This is a genomic window from Actinomyces naeslundii (genome assembly GCF_001956585.1).
In the GTDB taxonomy this organism is placed as follows: domain Bacteria; phylum Actinomycetota; class Actinomycetes; order Actinomycetales; family Actinomycetaceae; genus Actinomyces; species Actinomyces naeslundii.
On sequence record NZ_MSRR01000031.1, the window covers coordinates 104,015 to 125,107 of the forward strand.

The 21,093-nt window shown below is 68.6% G+C and carries 17 protein-coding genes; 10 read left to right on the forward strand and 7 right to left on the reverse strand.

All coding sequences use genetic code 11. From position 1 onward, the window contains the following. Positions 1-109: 109 nt before the first annotated feature. Genes BKH33_RS12385 through BKH33_RS12395 form a run of 3 tightly spaced genes read left to right on the forward strand, consistent with a single transcriptional unit; the run spans position 110 to position 2,258 of the window. Positions 110-1,204 (forward strand): sensor histidine kinase, encoded by a 1,095-nt coding sequence (locus BKH33_RS12385; RefSeq protein WP_076142782.1) that lies wholly within the window; start codon positions 110-112, stop codon positions 1,202-1,204. Further along, positions 1,201-1,812 (forward strand): response regulator transcription factor, encoded by a 612-nt coding sequence (locus tag BKH33_RS12390; RefSeq protein ID WP_003781477.1) that lies wholly within the window; start codon positions 1,201-1,203, stop codon positions 1,810-1,812. Before BKH33_RS12385 ends, BKH33_RS12390 begins: the two co-directional genes overlap by 4 nt. A 44-nt stretch (positions 1,813-1,856) precedes the next feature. Further along, positions 1,857-2,258 (forward strand): nuclear transport factor 2 family protein, encoded by a 402-nt coding sequence (locus BKH33_RS12395; RefSeq protein WP_003781523.1) that lies wholly within the window; start codon positions 1,857-1,859, stop codon positions 2,256-2,258. A 68-nt stretch (positions 2,259-2,326) separates the two neighbouring features. Here the strand turns inward: BKH33_RS12395 and ffh are convergent, their stop codons facing one another. Next, a complete protein-coding gene (gene ffh, locus BKH33_RS12400; RefSeq protein WP_003781494.1) occupies positions 2,327-4,015 on the reverse strand; it encodes a signal recognition particle protein in 1,689 nt (562 codons plus the stop codon). A 362-nt stretch (positions 4,016-4,377) separates the two neighbouring features. Between ffh and BKH33_RS12410 the strand changes: the two genes are divergently transcribed. From BKH33_RS12410 to BKH33_RS12425, 4 genes are all read left to right on the forward strand, one after another. Further along, positions 4,378-5,382, forward strand: coding sequence for an ABC transporter ATP-binding protein (locus tag BKH33_RS12410; protein ID WP_043538973.1), 1,005 nt, complete (start codon positions 4,378-4,380; stop codon positions 5,380-5,382). Positions 5,383-5,522: 140 nt separating this feature from the next. Continuing rightward, positions 5,523-6,251 (forward strand): ABC transporter permease, encoded by a 729-nt coding sequence (locus BKH33_RS12415; RefSeq protein ID WP_081391560.1) that lies wholly within the window; start codon positions 5,523-5,525, stop codon positions 6,249-6,251. Positions 6,252-6,273: 22 nt separating this feature from the next. After that, positions 6,274-7,431 carry a sensor histidine kinase gene (locus BKH33_RS12420; protein WP_003781532.1) on the forward strand — a complete coding sequence of 386 codons (1,158 nt, stop codon included), beginning with the start codon at positions 6,274-6,276 and terminating at the stop codon, positions 7,429-7,431. A gap of 78 nt (positions 7,432-7,509) precedes the next feature. Next, complete coding sequence (locus tag BKH33_RS12425; protein WP_003781497.1) at positions 7,510-8,121, forward strand: response regulator transcription factor; 612 nt, start codon at positions 7,510-7,512, stop codon at positions 8,119-8,121. Positions 8,122-8,252: 131 nt separating this feature from the next. Here the strand turns inward: BKH33_RS12425 and ftsY are convergent, their stop codons facing one another. The 3 genes from ftsY to smc all read right to left on the reverse strand — a co-directional run bounded on the left by ftsY (position 8,253) and on the right by smc (position 14,091). Beyond that, positions 8,253-9,422, reverse strand: coding sequence for a signal recognition particle-docking protein FtsY (gene ftsY, locus BKH33_RS12430; protein ID WP_003781525.1), 1,170 nt, complete (start codon positions 9,420-9,422; stop codon positions 8,253-8,255). Positions 9,423-9,784: 362 nt separating this feature from the next. Then, positions 9,785-10,159 carry a hypothetical protein gene (locus BKH33_RS12435; protein ID WP_003781507.1) on the reverse strand — a complete coding sequence of 125 codons (375 nt, stop codon included), beginning with the start codon at positions 10,157-10,159 and terminating at the stop codon, positions 9,785-9,787. Between the two features lie 161 nt (positions 10,160-10,320). Then, entirely contained in the window at positions 10,321-14,091 is a 3,771-nt protein-coding gene (gene smc / locus BKH33_RS12440) for a chromosome segregation protein SMC (RefSeq protein WP_076142779.1), read from the reverse strand. A 199-nt stretch (positions 14,092-14,290) separates the two neighbouring features. On the opposite strand from smc, the gene BKH33_RS12445 reads away from it, so the two are divergent. Both BKH33_RS12445 and BKH33_RS12450 read left to right on the forward strand, forming a co-directional pair. Then, on the forward strand, positions 14,291-15,244 hold the full coding sequence (locus BKH33_RS12445; RefSeq protein WP_003785993.1) for an ABC transporter ATP-binding protein: 954 nt from the start codon (positions 14,291-14,293) through the stop codon (positions 15,242-15,244). Further along, positions 15,241-16,485 (forward strand): ABC transporter permease, encoded by a 1,245-nt coding sequence (locus BKH33_RS12450; protein WP_003785978.1) that lies wholly within the window; start codon positions 15,241-15,243, stop codon positions 16,483-16,485. Before BKH33_RS12445 ends, BKH33_RS12450 begins: the two co-directional genes overlap by 4 nt. Before the next feature lie 67 nt (positions 16,486-16,552). Here the strand turns inward: BKH33_RS12450 and ndk are convergent, their stop codons facing one another. Then, positions 16,553-16,993, reverse strand: coding sequence for a nucleoside-diphosphate kinase (gene ndk / locus BKH33_RS12455; RefSeq protein WP_003785997.1), 441 nt, complete (start codon positions 16,991-16,993; stop codon positions 16,553-16,555). 84 nt (positions 16,994-17,077) lie between these two features. Further along, on the reverse strand, positions 17,078-17,758 hold the full coding sequence (gene dhaL / locus BKH33_RS12460; RefSeq protein WP_003785985.1) for a dihydroxyacetone kinase subunit DhaL: 681 nt from the start codon (positions 17,756-17,758) through the stop codon (positions 17,078-17,080). A 374-nt stretch (positions 17,759-18,132) separates the two neighbouring features. On the opposite strand from dhaL, the gene BKH33_RS12470 reads away from it, so the two are divergent. Beyond that, entirely contained in the window at positions 18,133-18,864 is a 732-nt protein-coding gene (locus BKH33_RS12470; RefSeq protein ID WP_003785976.1) for a UTRA domain-containing protein, read from the forward strand. A 164-nt stretch (positions 18,865-19,028) separates the two neighbouring features. On the opposite strand, the gene BKH33_RS12475 is transcribed toward BKH33_RS12470, so the two are convergent. Continuing rightward, entirely contained in the window at positions 19,029-21,080 is a 2,052-nt protein-coding gene (locus tag BKH33_RS12475; RefSeq protein ID WP_003785975.1) for a PTS sugar transporter subunit IIABC, read from the reverse strand. Positions 21,081-21,093: the final 13 nt, after the last annotated feature.

Genomic DNA, 21,093 nt, shown 5'->3' on the forward strand with positions numbered 1-21,093 from the left:
CTCTCACAATGATGCTGCCGTGGAGACCTCGGCATCACAGAAGGAAGGACCCCGTTCCCGCTCCTGGCACCGCTATCGCCGTCATATCGTCTGGGACGCCACGGTGTGGGTGTTCCTCCTGGTCATCCCCCTCGTCCATCTTCTCCTCGGCTCCTTCGCCCCGTGGCAGCGCCTGCTGGGAATCGCCGGAGTCATGGGGTTCATCGTCGCCTACGTCTGGGCCTTCTCCACACAGGACACCCGCGCGGTACGGGCGGGGGATCCTCTGCCTGATCTCCCGATTCGCGTCCTTCTGGGCAAGCTGGCGGCCCTGATTCTCTTCAGCGCGCTGGCACTGCCGGCTCTGGGCTGGTGGACCGCCTACTTCTTCCCCTTCTTCTGCTCATTGGTCCTGTTCTCCACAACGCTGCGTCGGGGAATCCCAACCGTCATCACCGCGGTCGCTCTCTTGACGGCTGTCTCTCTGGCGTGGAACACGCATCCGGAGTCGCGCTGGATGGTGCTGGGCGCTGCATTATCGGGACTGACCATCATCATCGCCCGCATCGCGGTGGAGCTCCAGGAGCGCAGAACATCCGCCGAGCGCGAGCTCGCCCTCATCTCGCAGCGAGAGGCAGTGGGGCGCGATGTCCACGACATCCTGGGGCACTCCCTGACGGTCCTCACTCTCAAGGCCGAGGTCGCCCGCCGGCTCATCGAGCGTGACCCGGCCGCCGCCTCCCGGGAGCTCGACGAGGTCATCACCCTGGCCCGCGGGGCCCTTGCCGACGTGCGCTCCACGGTGACGCGCCTGCGGTCCCCGGACCTGGCCAACCAGGTGGAGGCCACGCGTACCGCCCTGAGCGCCGCCCAGATCGATGTGGAGATGATCGGTAGCGCCCAGGACATTCCTGAGCGTCAGCGGGCACTTCTGGCCTGGGCCCTGCGCGAGGCCACCACGAACGTCGTCCGGCACGCGCGCGCCACCAACGTCACCGTGCACCTGGCACCAGGGATGCTGCGGGTGAGCGACGACGGCGTCGGCCTGGCCGGTGACAAACCCGGCAACGGGCTGGAGGGCCTGCGCTCCCGCATTGAGCAGGAGGGCGGTTCCCTCACCATGACCAGTCCGATCACCCGTCGCACTGACTCATCCAGCGCCGTCGAGAGAGACTCCGCTGACGTGCCGTCCGGCGGAACCAGACTGGAGGTGAGGCTGCCGTGAGCCCGATCCGCGTGCTCATCGCCGATGACCAGGCCCTCGTGCGTGGAGCGCTGGCGACGCTTCTGGGACTGGAGAGCGATCTGGAGGTGGTGGCCCAGGTGGGGCGGGGCGACGAGGTCCTGGACGCGGTACGCCAGCACGCCGTGGATGTGGCCCTGATGGATATCGACATGCCGGGGCGCGACGGACTGGCAGCCACCGCGGAGGTCGTCGCCTCTGGAGCATCGTGCAGGTGCCTCATCGTGACGACCTTCGGTCGCCCGGGCTACCTCTCACGGGGCATGGAGGCAGGGGCGGCGGGTTTCATCGTCAAGGACACCCCGCCCGAGGCGCTGGCTGAGGCGATCCGTAAGGTTCATGCGGGTCTGCGGGTCATCGACCCCGAGCTCGCCCAGGAGTCGGTACTGCTCGGGCCGAACCCGCTGACCGAGCGGGAGAAGGAGGTTCTGCAGGCTGCAGCCACGGGCGCGGATGCCCGAGAGATCGCGACGCGACTGCGCCTGGGCGAGGGCACGGTGCGCAACTACCTGTCCTCGGCGATCGCCAAGACCCACGCCCGCAACCGCACCGAGGCGGCCCGCACCGCCGAGACCAACGGCTGGCTTTAGCCCAGTCACGTCCAAGCCGTCGACGTCACGACGAGAGGTAAGGGATGGAGAGCTCATCACAGCGGCATGAACTGATCCGACGAGAACCGATCTTCCACCACCCGGAGCTGATCTGGGACGCCGGCTCCTTCGATGAGCAGATCGCGGAGGACTTCGACGAGGTCGGCGCCTCGGGACGACGTTACAGCCGCAGCGAGGTCAAGGAGATCGTCCTGGGACGCTTGGAGGGAACGCATGCGGACTCCCTCGCCGATGGATACAGAATCGAGGAGGCTGAGTCCCGCATCCTTGCCGACGACGTCGTCCAGGTCCTCTACACCTTACGTACGCCGAGTCGCGTCACCCGCAGATCCACGCTCTACCGTCGCCGGGACTCGATCTGGCAGGCGGTATTCCACCAGGGCACCGTCATCGAGGGTGCGACTGCCCTGTCTCCTGATGACTGACCACCTCCGGCCGACCCGATGACGTCCGAGCCCGCAGCTCGGCTCCCAGGCGCCGCGGGCCGTTGAGCCTACAGCCCGAGGTGGCGGCGCAGGTCCTCGGGCAGGGCGCCCATGGCATCGGCGACGTCGTCGCCCGAGGGCTGCGCACCGGCCTGAGCCTGCTGCTGGGCCTGGGGCATGATCCCGTAGCCGGAGGCGCCGGCCTGGCCGCCGCCGAGTCCGAAGGAGGAGCCGGCTGCTGGTGCGCCGCCCTGACCGGCCTCGATCTTGGCCTGCTTAGCGGCTGCAGCCTCCTTGGCCTGGCGGGCGGCCTTGGCGGGGTTGCCGCTGCGGCCCTTCTTACCGCCCTTGCCGCGTTTGGCCTTGGGGGCCTGACGGGCCTTGGAGTGCTTGCCCATGCCAGGCAGCGACCCCATGCCGGGCATGGGACCGCCCTCACCGAGTCCGCCCATGCCTCCGCCGGAGGCCATGGCCTCCATCATCTTCTTGGCCTGCTCGAAGCGGTCCACGAGCTCATTGACGGCCTGGACGGTGGTGCCCGATCCCTTGGCGATGCGGCTGCGGCGCGAGCCGTTGAGGATGGACAGGTCCTTGCGCTCGGCCGGAGTCATGGAGCACACGATCGCCTCGATGCGGTCGACCTCGCGCTCGTCGAAGTTCTCCAGGGCCTCACGCATCTGCCCCATGCCGGGCATCATGCCCAGGAGCTTCTTCATGGAGCCCATCTTGCGGATCTGGCGCAGCTGGCCCAGGAAGTCGTCGAGGGTGAAGGTGCCCTTGGCGAGCTTGGCGGCGGCGTCCTCGGCCTCCTGGCGGTCCAGGGTCCGCTCGGCCTGCTCAATGAGGGTGAGCAGGTCACCCATGTCCAGGATGCGCGAGGCCATGCGGTCGGCGTGGAAGCGCTCGAAGTCGGTCAGGCCCTCGCCAGTGGAGGAGAACAGGACCGGGGCACCGGTGACGCCGCGCACGGACAGGGCCGCACCGCCGCGGGCGTCGCCGTCGAGCTTGGAGAGGACCACGCCGGTGAAGCCGACGCCGTCGCGGAATGCGACCGAGGTGTTGACGGCGTCCTGACCGACCATGGCGTCCAGGACGAAGAGGATCTCGTGGGGGACGACGGCGTCACGGATGCGGATCGCCTGGTCCATCATCTCAGCGTCCACGCCCAGGCGGCCGGCGGTGTCCACGACGACGACGTCGTAACCGTTAGTGCGTGCCTGCTCGACGCCGGAACGGGCCACGGCCACCGGGTCACCCACGCCGTTACCGGGCTCGGGCGCCCACACGTGCACCCCGGCGCGCTCGGCGACGACGCTCAGCTGCGTGACGGCGTTGGGGCGCTGGAGGTCGGAGGCCACCAGCAGGACGCGCTTGCCCTGGTCGCGCAGCCAGCGGCCGAGCTTCCCGGCCAGGGTGGTCTTACCGGCGCCCTGGAGACCGGCGAGCATGATGATCGTGGGGCCGCGGTCGGCCCAGTTGATCTCCCGGGTCTCGCCGCCCAGGACCTCGATGAGTTCCTCGTTGACGATCTTGACGACCTGCTGGCCCGGGTTGAGGGCCTGGGAGCGGGCGGCGTCGACCGCCTTCTCCCGCACCGCGGAGGTGAAGGCGCGCACCACGGGCAGGGCGACGTCGGCCTCCAGGAGGGCGCGGCGGATCTCGGTGACCGTGGCGTTGACGTCGGCCTCGGTGAGACGACCTTTGCCGCGCAGCTGGTTGAAGGAGGCGGTGATGCGATCGGAGAGGTTGCCGAACACGCGATGGTCCTTCCTGGCGCCGTCGGGCGCGTTGGTCGGGAGACTGTGGGCGGATGAGGGTGGAACGTCCATGTCCGTGGTCCATGGCGATCACCTCGACTGTGCCCCAGGATAGCGGCAAGCGGGGCCCGCCCTCTCCCCCGCGCCCGGACCGGGACTGAGCCCACACTCACCAGCCGGCAGCCTCCGCCACGTCACACCTCTGGGCCCCGGCTCCCCCTGACGCCCTCTCCCACTCCGAACGCGGGTTTTCTCCCGACATCCTGCGGTATTTCACCATCTGGCTACCCCTGAGATATGTCATGAGCAAGTAGTGACCGATGAGCCATGGACCGCAGCCGACGTGGGACGAGTCTTGAGCCATGAGCACAACAACGACCCGGTCCGCCCAGGAGCCCTCACTCCGGGAGGTTCCCATGACGACTCCCGCGGCAGAGCCCGCAGACGCCGTCAGGCTGACCGCCCTGCACAAGTCCTTCGGAGACGTCATCGCCGTCGACGGAATCGACCTGACCATCCGCCCAGGCGAGGTCGTCGCCCTCCTGGGGCCCAACGGCGCCGGCAAGACGACGACGATTGACATGATCCTGGGACTCAGTCGCCCCACCGGCGGAGAGGTGAGCACCTTTGGAATGAGCCCGCGCCAAGCGGTCAACCGAGGTCTGATCGCCGCAGTCATGCAGACCGCCGGGCTCCTCCCCGACATCACTGTGCGCGAGACGGTGGAGCTGACGGCGAGCCTCTTCTCCCACCGGATCGATACCGAGGAGGCCATGCGGCGCGCGGGGGTCATCGACTTCGCCTCACGCATCGTCAAGAAGTGCTCAGGAGGCCAGCAGCAGCGCCTGCGCTTCGCCATGGCACTGGTGAGCGACCCGGCTCTGCTCATCCTCGATGAGCCGACCACCGGCATGGACGTCGAGGGACGCCGCGGCTTCTGGGAGGCCATCCACGCTGACGCCGCGCACGGACGCACGATCATCTTCGCCACGCACTACCTTGAGGAGGCCGACGCCTTCGCCGATCGGATCATCCTGATGCGTCATGGGCGCATCATCGCCGACGGCACCGCGGCCGAGATCCGCACCTCTGTGAGCGGCCGCAGCCTGCGAGCCACCCTGACCTGCACAGCCGAGCAGCTACGCAGCGCCCTGACCGATCTGCAGGCCCGTGGCCGGGTCCACGACATCGAGGTCCTGGGCAGCGCACTCACTCTGAGCTCGACCGACACCGACGCCGTTGCCGCACTCCTTCTCAACGATCACCTGGCCAAGGACCTGGAGATCACCAGCCACGGCCTGGAGGACGCCTTCGTGGCCCTGACCAGCGACGGCGCCGCAGCTCCCACTCTGGGAGCGTCAGCATGAAACGCACCAGCAGCACCGACACCCTTTCTCCCACGCTTTCCACCGGAACCGCAATGTCTTCTTCATCTGAGTCCTCCTCCGCCTTGTCAGCAGTCGACCGCCTCGATCTCTCCTCCCGCGCAGCACCGCCCCTGGGCGGATTGAGCCTGACCCTGCTGTCACTCGAGGCACGCCGGCGCCTGCGCAACCGCCGGGCCATGATCTTCTCCGTCCTGCTGCCAGTGGCCTTCTTCCTCATGTTCACCACCACTGACTACTCCTCAACGCCCTACGGCAACGGCAACGTCGTGGCGAACATGATGATCGGCATGGCCCTGTATGGCGCACTCATGACCACCACCGGGGCCGGGGCGGCCGTGAGCACCGAGCGGGCCTCGGGCTGGAGCCGTCAGCTGCGCCTGACGCCGCTGAAGCCCATCGCCTACATCGCCGTCAAGGTGATCGTCGGAATGCTCATCGGCGCCCTGGCCATCGGCGCCGTCTACGCCTGCGGTCCCTACCGTCACGCTCACATGCCCGTGAGCGCCTGGATCACCTCGGCGCTCATCATCTGGCTGGGCTCCCTGGTCTTCGTCGCCTTCGGACTGTTCGTCGGCTACCTCCTTCCCTCGGACAACGCCATGCAGGTGGTCGGGCCGCTCATGGCCCTGCTCGCCTTCCTCGGGGGCATGTTCATCCCGTTAACGCCGGGCTCCACCATGGATCGCATCGGCAGCCTCACCCCTATGTACGGGCTGCACAACCTGGCGCTGTGGCCCATGGGCGCAGAGACCTTCTCCTGGTGGTGGGTGGTCAACGTCCTGACCTGGCTCGCCGTCTTCCTGGGTGGGGCCGCCTGGAGGATGAGCCGGGACACCGCCCGGGTGTGAGCTCGTGAGTACCATCAGGGTCATGAAAGCCCGCGCCTCCTCCCTGGCCGAGGCGCGGGCGCGCCGCACCCGCGTTGTGGCGTTCGGCTGGGGGATCGTGTGGGCCGCCTCCATGGTTCCGGTCGTCCGTGCCGGCGTGGCACGAGGGTCCAACGGAGGAATCTGGGGCACAGTCAGTGCCATCGTCTCCTGCGCATGCCTGTTTACCGCCTGCTCGCTCAGTATGAGGCGGATCCGGCAAGGGCTGACCTGGCCTAGCCGCCTGGGCCTGTCGCTCATCATCATCGGCGCACTCACAGCGAGCGGGGCCGCCCTCGGCGTGGGATCGCCGGGCCTGCAGCTGGTGGTCTTCCTGGCCGTCGTCCTGGCCTTCTCACTGCCTTGGCAGGCGGCCATCGGGCCTATCGCGATCCTGACTGGCACCCTGTTCCTCATTCCCAGGATGATTCCGTCCTGGTCCGCGAGCGAAGACGCGTGGATCGCTCTGCTCGTCGCGGGCGGCGCTTGCACCTTCGGGCGCTACATCATGGAGCAGCGGCGTGTGGCCCGCATTCTGGAGCAGCGCACTCACGAGCTGGAGATCAACGAGGAGCGCAACCGCATGGCCCGGGACATGCATGACATCCTGGGGCACTCGCTGACGGTCATCGCTCTGAAGTCGGAGCTCGCCGCCCGACTCGTCGACGTCGCTCCCGATCAGACCAGGACGGAGTTGGACGAGGTGCAGTCCCTGGCACGCTCCGCCCTGGCCGACGTGCGCGCCACCGTCAACAGCTACCGCGAGCTGAGCCTGGCGGGCGAGCTGGCCCGGGCCACGAGCGTCCTGACCTCGGCCGGTGTCCGCGCCGACCTTCCGCTGACCGTCGAGGTCGTCGACCCTGAGCTGCGCGAGCTCTTCGCCTGGGTGGTGCGCGAGGGCGTCACCAACATTGTGCGCCATGCCCACGCCTCACTTTGCAAGGTGAAGCTGACCACCGACTCCATTGAGGTGGCCGACGACGGTATCGGACTCGACTCGACCGGCACCGGCGACGGTCACGGGTTGGAGGGGCTGCGCCAGCGCTGTCAGGACAACGGCGCCGACCTCACCATCGAGGCCCCCTCCAGCGGCAGCGGCACCGTCCTGAGAGTACGCGCCCGCCGTCTATCCTCCCGTATGACGCACGACGCGACCGAGTGACCCGGTCGCCCGCACCCCGAACTCCGGCGAGCACCAATGTCGTCGGCCCTGAGGAACCTTGAGTAACGGAGCTGAGCGATGATCCGAGTGATGCTGGCCGACGACCAGGCCATGGTGCGCGGGGCGCTGGCCGCACTGCTCGCCCTGGAGACCGATATCGAGGTCGTCGCCCAGGTCGGAAACGGGGACGATGTCCTACCCGTCGCACTCGAGCACCGGCCCGATGTCGTTCTCATGGACGTCGACATGCCCGGCACCGACGGGCTGAGCGCGACCGCGAGGCTCCTGGAGCGACTGCCGGCCACGAGGGTCCTCATCGTCACGACCTTCGGGCGCCCCGGATTCCTGCGGCGCGCCATCCAGTCCGGGGCCCACGGCTTCGTCGTCAAGGATGCTCCGGCCACCGAGCTGGCCGAGTCGGTGCGTCGGGTCCATTCGGGGATGCGCGTTGTCGACCCGGCGCTGGCTGCCGACTCGCTCATCTTCGGGGACTCCCCGCTGACCGCCCGGGAGACCGAGGTGCTTCAGGCCGCCGCCGACGGCGCCACCGTCTCCGAGGTCGCCCGGCGGGTCCATCTCTCGGAGGGAACCACCCGTAACCACCTGTCCCAGGCCATGGCCAAGACCGGTGCACCCACCCGCGCCGCAGCGGTGCACATCGCCGCCCAGAAGGGGTGGATCATTGAGTAGCACTGGCTAAGACGAGGGCACGGAAGACTCGTTCGACCGGCCCGAACGTCCCCCGGCCACCCACGCTCTGAGACGAGGCGGGTGCCGGGGACGTTGTGCAGTGGTTCGCTCGGGCTCATCAGCCCGGCGGCTCAGCCCAGCAGCGCGTCGACGAAGCCCTCCGGGTCGAAGGGGGCCAGGTCGTCGGCGCCCTCCCCCAGGCCCACGAGCTTGACGGGCACGCCCAGCTCCTTCTGAACCGTGACGACGATGCCGCCCTTGGCAGTGCCGTCGAGCTTGGTGAGCACGATGCCGGTGATGCCCACGGCCTCGGAGAAGACCTGGGCCTGGCGCATGCCGTTCTGGCCTGTGGTGGCGTCCAGGACCAGGAGGATCTCTCCGACCGGGGCGATCTTCTCCATGACGCGCTTGATCTTGCCCAGCTCGTCCATGAGGCCGGCCTTGTTCTGCAGGCGCCCGGCGGTATCGACGACGACGACGTCCGTCTCCTGGTCGGCCGCCCGGCGAGCGGCGTCGTAGGCGACGGAGGCGGGGTCGGCACCCTCCTTCTCGGAGCGCACGACGTCGACGCCCACACGCTCGCCCCAGGTGCTCAGCTGCTCGGCGGCCGCGGCCCGGAAGGTGTCGGCCGCACCCAAGACGACGGTCTTGTCCTGGGCCACTAGGACGCGGGCGAGCTTGCCGCAGGTGGTGGTCTTGCCGGTGCCGTTGACACCCACCATGAGGATGGCGGCCGCGGGCGTTCCCTGGGCGCCGTCGGCCGGAGTGGGACGCTCCAGGTTGAGGGAGCGGTCCAGGCTGGGGTCGACGAGCTTGAGCAGCTCGGCGCGCAGGACGGTGCGCACGGCCTCGGGGTCGGAGGTTCCCAGGATCTTGGCCTGGGTACGCAGATCGTCCATGAGGGAGGTGGTGACCTCAATACCGAGGTCGGAGGTGAGCAGGGTGTCCTCGATCTCCTCCCAGTCCTCCTCGGTCAGGTCACCGCGGGACAGGACGGACAGGACCGCCTTGCCGAAGCCGCCGGCACCGGCCAGGCGGGCGCGCAGACGCTGCATGCGACCGGGGATGGACTCGGGCGACTCCAGCGTCGCGGCCGGCGCCGTGCTCGCTTCAGCCTCTGCAGCACCCTCCCCCGCAGGCTCCTCGTCCTCCTCAGAGGGCAGGAGGTCCTCGACGGACATGGGCTTGTGGGCGCTGACCTCGTCGGGGACCTGGCCCCGCCGCCTGCCCGCATAGAGCCACAGACCTCCGCCGACGACGATGATCAGGATGATGCCGAGAACGATGAGGATCGGTTCCATAGGCCCATCATGCCCGATAGCGGACCTGCTGCGGCAGGGTTGTTCTCCCCCGACCATCTCTCAGCGGCACGACCTCACGGGAATCACCGACGTGATGCGACGCCGAGTCGTGACAATAGAAAACCTGCGGCACACCGATTGGCGTACCGCAGGCGGAGAGGACCGAGGCCCTCCATATCAATGCGCGCAAAGGCGTTATCTGTTCACGTCAGGGCATGATCAAGACGCAAGAGGTAGGTGCAGTCAATACCGGGATGACGACCTCTCGGGGCCGGGACTATATCCAGAGGTTGCCACCTCGGACCCGATGAGTCGTGAAAATGAATGCAGGGCATAGTTTTCACGAACCGGGCCGGAGAAGCTCACCCCTGCGGCTGCGACAGCCCGCTGGCCGCCGGCTCGTGCACCTGGCCGCGACGCCGCGAGCCGACGGAGCCCCGAGTCCTCTCCGCACCGTCCATCGCCTTCTCGAAAACGCCCACCAGGCCGCCGAAGGAGTCAGTACCCACGTAGGGCGCAGGACCCTCACGCGTCATGAGGTCGGAGAGGCGGGCCTCCTGAGGCACGACCTCAACCTCGACATCCTGCTCCTCCTGACGCACCTCCTGCGCATTGCGAACCAGACTGCGAATGCGTGAGGGCCAGGAGCGGATCGGGAAGCGCTCAGCACAGACCATGCCGAGCACAAGCAGGCCGGCAACCAGCACAACGACGAGAGGAAGAATCATGGCACCCATGGCTAGGATTCTGCCTTGCGAAATGCGATCTGACTAGACTTCGCACGCATTTGTCGTCCAATCGACAACAAAACCTGATAACTCCCTGACACAACAATGGCTTGACTCTGAAAACGAGTGTCATACTGTAAGGCCGCTACCACACTCCCCTCATGATTCACTCAGGCATCAGGAGTCACAGCCGTACCACGGTCGGACTGGGCCAGCCGCTGCGACACCGCCTTGGTGATCCCGTCACGCATGGTGATGCCGTAGAGCGCGTCGGCCACCTCCATGGTCCGCTTCTGGTGGGTGATGATGATGAGCTGACTGGACTGACGCAGCTCGGTAAAAATCTCCAGCAGCCGGCCCAGGTTGGTGTCATCCAGGGCCGCCTCCACCTCGTCCATGACGTAGAAGGGCGAGGGGCGCGCTTTGAAGATCGCCACCAGCAGGGCGACGGCGGCCAGTGAGCGCTCCCCACCCGAGAGCAGTGAGAGCCGTTTGACCTTCTTGCCCGCCGGGCGCGCCTCGATCTCGATGCCGGTGGTGAGCATGTCGTCGGGATCGGTGAGCACCAGGCGCCCCTCGCCACCCGGGAAGAGCCGGTCGAAGACGGAGGCGAACTGACGAGCGGTGTCCTCGTAGGCCTGGGCGAAGACCTCCTGGACCCGAGCATCGATCTCCTCGACGATACTGAGCAGGTCGTCTCGCGAGCGCTTGAGGTCGGCGAGCTGCTCAGCCAGGAACTGGTGCCGCTGTTCCAGTGCGGCGTGCTCCTCCAGGGCGAGCGGGTTGACCTTGCCGAGGCGGGCAAGGTCGCGCGAGGCCTTGGCCAGGCGCTTCTCCTGCTCGGAACGCACGTAGGGATGGCCCGTCTGTCGGGCCCTGGCCCGGGTGTGGTCACCGGTCCGGTCATCGGCCGGTTCCGCGTCCACGCCGGGGACGGTATCGGGCTCCTCGACGACCTCGGGGACGAGCATGTGCGGTCCGTACTCCTCAACGAGGGGTTCCAGCTCGAGGCCGAGCTCACTCATGGCCCGCTCGGCCAGGGACTCCAGGCGCATCCGCTGCTCCGCCCGGGCCACTTCCTCTCGATGGGCGGCGTCGGTGAGGCTGCCGAGCTCCTTGGTGAGCTGGTCGATCTCCTCGCGAACCTCATTGGTTGCGGCCAGGGCCTCGGCCCGCTCGGCCTCGATGGTGGCACGCTCGTCAGCCGCCTGCTGGACGCAGGCTCTGGCCGTCTCGGCGGCGGCGCGAGCCTGGTCCCGCACATGCGTGGCGACGGCGAGCTGGGCGCTGCGGCGCTGCTGAGCCCGTTCGGCGGCGGCGCGCTGCTCCCGCTCACGGCGCGCGGCAGCTCGCAGGGAGTCGGCACGCCCTCGGCTGGAGCGCTCGCGCTCCTCGGCCGTGCGCAGCGCCAGTCGGGCGTCGGTCTCGGCGCCGCGGGCCTCGCGCGCAGCCTCCGCCGCCCCCTCCCGCTCCTGTCGGGCGCGCTCCAGCGCGCGCTCAAGATGGTCGGGGCCATGACCTCCTACGTCGCCCACCGCATCCACGCCGTCGGCGGACTCGCCCTCAACCTCGGCCAGCGCGGCCGTGGCGGCGGCGAGCTCAGCGGTGCGCTGGACGGACTCCGCCTCAGCCCGATCCAGGACCCGGCGGGCCCGGCCAGTCTCCTCGGTGGCGGCGTGGACCGCTGAAGCCAAGCGGGCCATGGTCTCAGCGGCCCGGGCCGCCTCGGCGTCGGCCTGACGCAGGGCGGTCAGCGCCTCACTGAGAGCCTGGCGCGCGACCTCCTCCCCGCGACGCGCCTCCTCCAGCGCGGCGTCGGCCGAGGTCTCTGCCTGTGCTGCGGCGGCGGCCTCGGCCTCGGCCTCCTCGTGAGCGGCGCTGAGCTCGAGAACCGAGGAGGACCCACGCCCCGCCCCGGCGACCCAGCCGGGAGCCAGGACGTCGCCACTGCGAGTGGACACGACGGCGTCGGGCAGCGTTGCACGCAGGGCCCGAGCGGTCTCGATATCCTCCACGACCCAGCAGTCCTTGAGCAGCCCGTCCAGGACCCTCCTGAGGCTCCCGTGCTCCTGCCGCGTGACACTCACGAGCTCGCGGGCCACCAGCACGCCGTCGACAGGGGCCGGCACCGCCTCGTCATCGGCGTCATGCTCGACGCCCATCGACGGCTCACTGGCCAGAACCAGCCGTACGGCCCCCACGTCCTGGCCGCGAGCGCTCTCCAGCCCGGCCAGGGCCGCCCCGGCGTCGACGGCGAGCCCGGCCTCGGCGAGCACCCCCAGGAGGGCGGCGACGGCGTTCTCCCAGCCGCGCTCGACGCTGATGTGCTCCGCCAGCGGACCGAGGAGGCCCTCGACCCCGGCCTGGAGCAGTGCGGCCGTCCCGTCCTGGCTGCGCAGGGACATGGCCAGGGTGTCACGTCTGGCAGTCCAGGTGGCCCGGTCGGAGGCCGCCTCCCGGCGGGCGTCGGTGGCGGCGGAGACGGCCTCGCGAGCCTCGGCCAGACGGCGGGTCGCCTCCTCATGGACGGCAGCGGCCCGGGACGCCGCCTCGGCCGCACTGGCCTCAGCGGCCGTCCCCGACACCGCTCCTTTCCCGGCGGCTGCCGTTGCGTCGTCCTGATCCTCGCGCTCTCCCCCGGCCTCGGCCAGCGCGTCTCGAGCACGCTCCTCGCGCGTCTCTGCGGCCTGAAGGGCGCTGCGGGCCTGCTCGAGGGCGGCCAGGCTGGCCTCGTGACGGCTGCGGGCGGAGGCGACGCGTCCACCGGCGCGAGCGATCGTCTCGCGTCGCTCCGAGACCCGGCGCTGCGAGGCCGAGAGCTCCTGGTCGGCGGCCTTCTCAGCGGTCTCCGCGTCCGTGCGCACCCGAGTGGCGTCACTGAGCGTTGTGCGGGCCGTCTCGACGGCGTCGAGGAGCTCGGCCTCCTCCCGGCCAGCGGCCTCGGCCCGCCGTTCGAGCTCCTCGGGGTCGGTGCCGTGGCTCGCGGTGGGCGCTGAGGCCAGGAGCCGGATCCGTTCTCCGGCCACGTCCGCGAGCGCACCGAGGGACTGGGCCACCCCGGTGAGCTCCTCCCAGATGCCACCGGCTCGGGCGAGGCGCTGGGCGGAGGTGGTCTCGACAGCGGCCAGCTCACTCAAGCGTGCCCGGGCGACGCGCTCGGCCTCCTCGACTGAGCGGCGGCGCTTGGCCAGGGCCTCCTTGTCCTCGTCGCCGGCCTCCAGGAGGGACTGGGCCTGGACGACGTCGTCGGCCAGCAGCCGGGCGGTGGCGTCACGGACCTCGACCTGGATGGCCCGGGCGCGCCGGGCGACGGCGGCCTGCCGGGCCAGGGGGCCGAGCTGGCGACGCAGCTCCTGGGCGAGGTCGGAGACCCGCGCCAGGTCGGCGGCCATGGACTCGAGCTTGCGCAGGGCGCGCTCCTTACGCTTGCGGTGCTTGAGGACCCCGGCGGCCTCCTCGATGAAGCCGCGTCGGTCGTCGGGGGTGGCGCTCAGGACGGCGTCGAGCTGGCCCTGCCCGACGATGACGTGCATCTGGCGCCCCAGGCCCGTGTCACTGAGGAGCTCTTGAACGTCGAGGAGACGGCAGGGGGTGCCGTTGATCTGGTACTCCGAGCCGCCCCCGCGGAACAGGGTGCGCGAGATGGTGACCTCGGTGTAGTCGATCGGTAGGGCACCGTCGGTGTTGTCGATGGTCAAGGAGACCTCGGCTCGTCCGAGCGCCGGGCGGGAGCCGGCGCCGGCGAAGATGACGTCGGCCATGGAGCCGCCGCGCAGGTTCTTGGCGCCCTGCTCTCCCATGACCCAGGTCAGGGCGTCGACGACGTTGGACTTGCCGGAGCCGTTGGGACCGACCACGGCGGTGATGCCGGGCTCCAGACGAAGGGTGGTTGACGAGGCGAAGGACTTGAATCCCTTGATCGTCAACGTCTTGAGGTGCACGGGCGCCACCCTAACAGCGCGAACGGCCCGCGCAACGACAGAAACGACAAAGACACTTGACATCGACGTTTTGGACAAGCAAACTTTCCATGTCAAGGGAGCTGGATACGCAGTCGAACCCTCCGAACGCAGACCCCGCTCATCCCCTCATCGCCCCGTCGCCCAACCACCCCTCGCCTCCGAGACCCAAGGAGCCACGATGCTCACCCTGTCCAACCTCTCCAAACGCTTCGGGAGCCTGCAGGCCCTCGACCGCCTCTCCCTGTCGCTGGAAGCCGGCGAGATCGTCGGCTTCGTCGGAGCCAACGGGGCTGGCAAGTCCACCACGATGCGCATCGTCATGGGCGTGCTCGCCGCCGACTGCGGCACTGTGACCTGGAAGGGCTCCCCCGTGGACGCCGCCACCCGGCGAGCCATCGGTTACATGCCCGAGGAACGCGGCCTCTACCCCCGGATGAAGGTGGCCGAGCAGCTCGTCTACCTGGCCCGCCTCCACGGGCTGTCCGCCTCCTCCGCCAAGGCGGCCGCGAACCAGTGGACCGAGCGCCTGGGCCTGGAGGAACGACGCGGCGACGAGGTGCAGAGCCTGTCGCTGGGCAACCAGCAGCGCGTCCAGCTGGCCGCCGCACTCGTGAGCGACCCCGAGCTGCTCATCCTCGATGAGCCCTTCTCCGGCCTGGACCCGGTGGCCGTTGACGTCATGAGCCAGGTGCTCCTGGAACGGGCGGCCGCGGGTGTGCCCACGCTCTTCTCCTCCCACCAGCTCGACGTCGTCGAGCGCCTGTGCGACCGGGTGGTCATCATCCGCTCAGGCCGGCTCGTGGCCGACGGCACGGTTCCCGAGCTGCAGGCCACCGAGACGCCCCGCTGGCGAGTGGTCGTCGAGCCACCGCTCGACGCCGCCCCGCTGGAGGCGGACTCCCTGAGCACGCTGACCACGCCGGACGTGCAGCTCGATGACCAGGGCCGTCTGGTCATCACCGCCGCGGGCACTGATGAGCAGGCACTGCTGAGCACTGCCCAGCGACTGGGGACGGTGCGCGAGCTCGGCCCGGTGCGCCACCCGCTTACCGAGATCTTCCGGGATGTCCTCACCGCTACCTCCCACCAGGGGACCACAGACACCAACAAGACGAAGGAGGCGCACCGATGAGCGCCCAGACCAGCCCCATCACTCGCCATCAGGAGATCGCCCTGGTCACCGGCCGCGAGCTGCGGGCGCACCTGATGAAGAAGTCGACCATCATCCTGACCCTGGTGCTGCTCGTCGCCGCCATCGGCAGCATCATCGGTATCAAGCTCTACTCCTCGGGTCAGGATCAGGCCTACCGGGTCGGACTCAAGGGCGTGACGGTTGCCCAGGCCGCAGGGCTGGACAAGGTGGCCGCCTCCAACGGGGAGACGATCGAGCTCGTTGACGTCTCCGCGCACCAGGCGAAGGACGTCCTGGCCGACGACGCCCCTCAAGGCACGCCGCACGCGGACATGGTCCTCGACGTCTCCGGCTCCGCCCCCACCATCACTGTGGAGAAGTCGGCCGACGACGCGGTCGTCTCAGGGGTCACGGCCTTCCTCCAGCAGGCGGCCCTGGGCCGGCAGATCGCAACACTGGGTGGGGACCCCGCTCAGGTGGCCTCTCAGCTCAGCGCCGCCAAGCCGGAGGTCACGGTACTCAACGCTCCCCAGCGCGATTCCGCCGACTTCGGCTCGCGCTACGCCATCCTCATGACGATCGACGTCCTGCTGCTGTTCGCCATCATGGGCGGCGGTCAGTTCATCGCCCAGGGAGTGGTGGAGGAGAAGTCGAGCCGGATCGTGGAGATCCTCCTGGCCTGCGTGCGACCCAGCTCGCTGCTGGCCGGCAAGATCCTGGGGATCGGCATCGCCTCGGTCCTGACCACCGGAGTCGTCGCCGTCGCCGGGGTCGTCACCGCGAAGGCGACGGGAGTCATGCCGGACATCAGTCTCAACCTGGACAGTGTGCTCGTCGCGATGATCGTGTGGATGATCGTGGGCTACGCGATCTTCGCAGTCGCCTTCGGTGCCGCGGCCTCACTCGTGAGCCGGCAGGAGGACGTCAGCTCAGTGAGCATGCCCCTGGTCATGCTCTCGATGATCCCCTACGTTCTGAGCTTCTTGATGGCCACCGGGGACACCAACAGCATGACCTTCCGGGTCCTGTCCTTCCTGCCGCCCTTCGCGCCCTTCATGATGCCGGCGCGCCTGGTGCTCGGAGTCTCCTCCTGGACCGAGCAGGCGATCGCTCTGGGGATCGCGCTCGTCTTCCTGCCGCTGCTGGTACGCGGGGCGGCCGCGATCTACACCCGGGCCGTCACCCGCACCGGCGCCCGAGTGCCGCTCAAGGAGGTCCTCAGGAGGGCGGAGCGGGCCTGACCACGATTCCTCCTACGACGACGGTGCGCCTCCCCGTGCGGGAGGCGCACCGTCGTCGTGTCAGGGTTCAGTCGGCCAGCTCGGGGAACCAGATGGCGATCTCACGGGCTGCGGACTCATCGCTGTCCGAGCCGTGGACGAGGTTGAGGATGGCAGGGGTGCCCCAGTCGCGCCCCAGGTCGCCGCGGATGGTGCCGGGGGCGGCCGTGGTGGGGTCGGTGGGACCCATGAGGCTGCGCACGCCCTCGACGACGCGTTGCCCCTCGGCAACCGCGGCCACCACGTTGCCGGAGGTCATGTACTCCACGACGCCGGGGTAGAAGGGCTTGTCCACGTGCTCGGCGTAGTGCTCGGCAAGGATCTCCTCGGTGGGGGCGAGAACCTTCAGGGCCGTCAGCACATAGCCCTTGGCCTCGATACGGCGCAGGATCTCGCCGGTCAGACGGCGCTCGACGGCGTCGGGCTTGATGAGAACGAGGATGCGACCGGTCTGGGACGTGGTGGCCATGGGAGCTCCTTGCTGGGTTGGCTGGTGAGGGACCGAGTGGACCATAACGGGTCTGACCCCCTCAAGGCCATGGCAGTGCCCGACTCAGGCCTGCTCGACCACCAGGAACGGGTCGGAGGAGCGGTCGCGGGCGGCGTCGGCGGCGGCCTGGAGAATGAGAGCCGAGGACTGGGCGCCGGGGTCGCGGTGCCCGCAGGAGCGTTCCCCCAGGAAGGAGGCCCGGCCACGGCGGGCCTGGAGCGGCTCGGTGTCCCGGGCCCCCTTGGCGGCGGCCTGGGCGGCCGCGGCAAGGACTCCGATCTCATCCTCTCCGATCTCCGCCGCCTCCTTGGCGGCTACCGCCGCGGGCCGCCAGGCGTCAGCCATGGTCTTGTCCCCACTGGTGGCATGTCCTCTGGCCTCCAGGCCCGAGGTGGCCTCCTCCAGAGCCCGGACCAGCTCCTGAGTCCCCCAGGCGGAGGCGTCGCTGGAGCGAGCGGCCCTGAGGAAGGCGGTGCCCAGCAGCGGGCCCCCGGCACCTCCGACGGTGGCCATGAGGGTGGTGGCGACGACCTTGAGGACTCCCCCGGGCGTGGCCGGGAGGTTTCCGGTCTCCTGGGCGGCATCGAGCTTGGTGACCACGGCCCTCATTCCGCGATCAAGGTTGTCCCCGTGGTCGGCGTCTCCGATGGCTCGGTCCAGCTCGGTCAGCTGGGCGCGGTTCTCGGTGGCCAGCAGGGCGGCGCGACGAGCCCAGTCGAGGGCCCAGGCGGCATCCAAGGACATGGTGCTTCCTTCTCGGGTCTTGGCAGGTGTTGGTTCCGGGCCTGACCGCCATGCACCCGAGGGTGAAGGACGACCATGTGGCTGTGATCGGGCCCTGCGCGGACCCGATGGGTCCCTGCGCATCCCGGGAACGTCCGTGGGACGCGCCGGAGCAGGCCGACGAGGTGCTCACCGCCCACTCGCGTTTCCATCCTCTCACGCACCCGATGACCTCGCTCGTTGGGACAGGAAAGTAGCGTTTGACCAGCACGAACGAACACGTTTCCGAAGGTGGCACGGAGGTGTCCGACAACGTGATACTTGTATGCACAGGTTCAGGTGCAACACCAGTCGCCCACCGATCGTCGCCAAGCCTCAGGAAGAGGAGCCGCCCCGTGGCCCAGGCCAAGTACAACCAGATCTTCCAGACCCTGCGCGGACGCATCGAATCAGGTGCCTACGGCTTCCTCGAGCTGCTCCCCTCGGAGAACACCCTGGCCGAGGAGTTCAAGTGCACCCGCAACACGGTGCGCAAGGCACTCGCTCTGCTCGTGGCCCAGGGCTACGTCCAGACGATGCAGGGGCGGGGCATCCAGGTGATCTCCCGACCACGCGCAACCTCCACCTTCCTGGTCGGAGGGATCGAGTCGCTCCAGGAGGCCGCCGCGCGCAACCAGGTCCCTCTGAGCACCCACATGATCTCCCTGGAGGAGGGTGTGGTCGACGCGGAGATGGCTATGGCCTCCGGTATGACCGAGGGTGCTGAGATCATCTCAGTCAAGCGGCTGCGCCTGCTGGACGACGTCCCTCTGATCGTGGACACCAGCTACTTCCTGACCTCGGTGGTTCCTCAACTGACCCAGCAGATCGTCGAGTCCTCGATCTACGCCTACCTGGAGGAGGTCCTCGGGGTGCGGGTGGCCAGCGCGACCCGGCGAATCACGGTGGAGCGGGCCACGGACGAGGACCGCCGGCTCATCCACCTGGAAGGAATGGACTGCGTCGTCGTCGTCTCCTCGGTGACCTTCGACTCAGCCGGGGTGCTCTTCGAGTACACACGCTCGCGCCACTCCCCCGTGGACTTCGCCTTCCAGGACACCGCGCACCGGCTGCCGGCCGAGCGCTGAGCCGAAAGCACAGCCCTGGGCAGAGCCACGAGCTCCGAGCGCTCCGCGAAAACCCGCACACGGGCCGGTGGCCCGACTGCATCTCAGGATGCTGCCGGGCCACCGTTCCACTGACAACGGCAGGACAGGCTCGTTGAGCACGTCGGTGCCAGTACGCCACCGTCCTACTTGGCGACAGGCTCGCGGTTGCCCAGGCGGACCTTCTTGACCGTGCGCTCCTTGTCGAAGTCAGCCTGCTTGAAACCGAAGAAGTAGGTGCACAGGAAGGAGACCAGGAGAGCCGCGACCCCGGCGATCCAGAAACCGGTGAAGGAGGCGTCCATCCCCTTGGGGTTGACGAAGGACGGGAAGCCGACGAAGCCTCCGGTGAAGCCCCACATGTTGACGTTGAGCAGTCCAGTGAGCAGCCCGCCGACGGCACCGCCGATCGAGGCGGTGATGAAGATGCGACCGTACTTGAGGTTGAGGCCGTACATGGCCGGTTCGGTCACCCCGCAGAAGGCGGAGATCGTGGCAGGGGCAGCCATGCGCTTGATGCGGGCGTCACGCACCTTGAGCCAAACGGCCAGGGCGCCACCGCCCTGGGCGATCATCGTGGCCGAGACGATGGCGTTGAGGTGGGAGTAACCGGGATTGGCGAGCTCAGAGGAGATGATCGGGATGACCGCCCAGTGCAGACCGAAGATGACCAGGCACTGGTAGAAGCCGCCGATGAGCAGTCCCGCGAGCGTGTAGTTGAAGCCCAGCACCGCGTTGATGACGGTGGCGATCCCACCTGAGACGAGCATGACGACGGGACCGAAGACCAGCAGAATGAGGGCGGACACCACGAAGATCTCGATGAGCGGCCCGAAGATCGGTCGGATGACGGCCGGCAGCATCTTCTTGAGCCAGGGCTCGATCTTGGAGGCGAGCCAGGCCCCCACGATGATGGGGAAGATCGAGTAGGCGTAGGCGTTGCCGGCGGGCAAAGAGACCGGGATGCCGAAGAAGTCGGCATTGAAGACAGTACGCCCCACGGTGATGACGTCGTCGGCGTTCTTGGACATGTCCACCACGGAGGGGTAGCAAAGCACTCCACCGATGATGGCCACGACGATGGGGTCGGCCCCCAGACGCTTGGCCGCGGTGAAGCCGACGATGATCGGCAGGAAGAAGAACATCGACGAGCTCATGGCGTCGATGAAGTGGAAGGTGTTGGAGGCCTCGGTGACGACCTTGAACTGAACGAGCAGCGCCAGGAGACCCTTGAGGATTCCGGAGGCCGCCAGCATACCGACCACGGGGATCATCGATCCGGTGATGACACCGATGAGGGAGGAGAAGCCGAGCTTGACCCAGCCCCACAGGGTCGTGGGTCGCTCGACGACCTCGACGTCGGCGGCCTGATCGCCGGCCCCCGCGTTCGGCAGCTGGGCGACGACGGCGTCGTAGACGTCGACGACGTCGGGACCGATGACCACCTGGTACTGGCCGCCTGACTTGACCACGTCAATGACGCCATCGAGGTCCGCCACAGCCTCGTCGTCAGCGAGGGACTCGTCCTTGAGGTAGAAGCGCACGCGGGTGATGCAGTGCAGGACGGAGCGGACGTTGTCAGAACCACCGATACCGGTGATGATGTCGGCTGCGGTGGCGTCGAAGCCGGTGAGGCCGTCGGTGCGTGCTCCATCGGTAGCACCGGCATCAACCTCGGTGCTCGAGGCACCTGTGGGAGCTGCGTCATCGTCCTCGCCCTTGAGCGTGGCGGTGGCGATGGCGGTGCCCGCCTCCGTCCTCCCCGTGGTGACGGTCAGGTCGGCCAGGTGGGTCATCGTGTTGGTCAGGACCACGATGGCGGTGGTTGCCTTGCCCGCGGCGCGGACGGCTTCAAGATCCATAGTGCCCAGGGGCTGTCCGGCCTTGACGGTGTCGCCGACCTTGACGCTCAGGTCGAAGGGGGCGCCCTCGAGCTCGACGGTGTCGACGCCGAGGTGCAGCAGGACCTCCAGGCCCGATTCGCTCTTGAAACCGATGGCGTGACCGGTACCGGCGACCATGGTAACGGTGGCGTCCAGCGGGGAGACGATCGCGCCGTCGTCGGCGGGCTCGATCCCGAGCCCGTCCCCCACGGCCTTGGAGGAGAAGACGGGGTCGGGGACGTCGGAGAGGTCGATGACCGTCCCCGCCATCGGGGCGGAGACGGGGACCACGTGGTCCTGATCTGGTTCGGACATGGAGGGTTCCTTT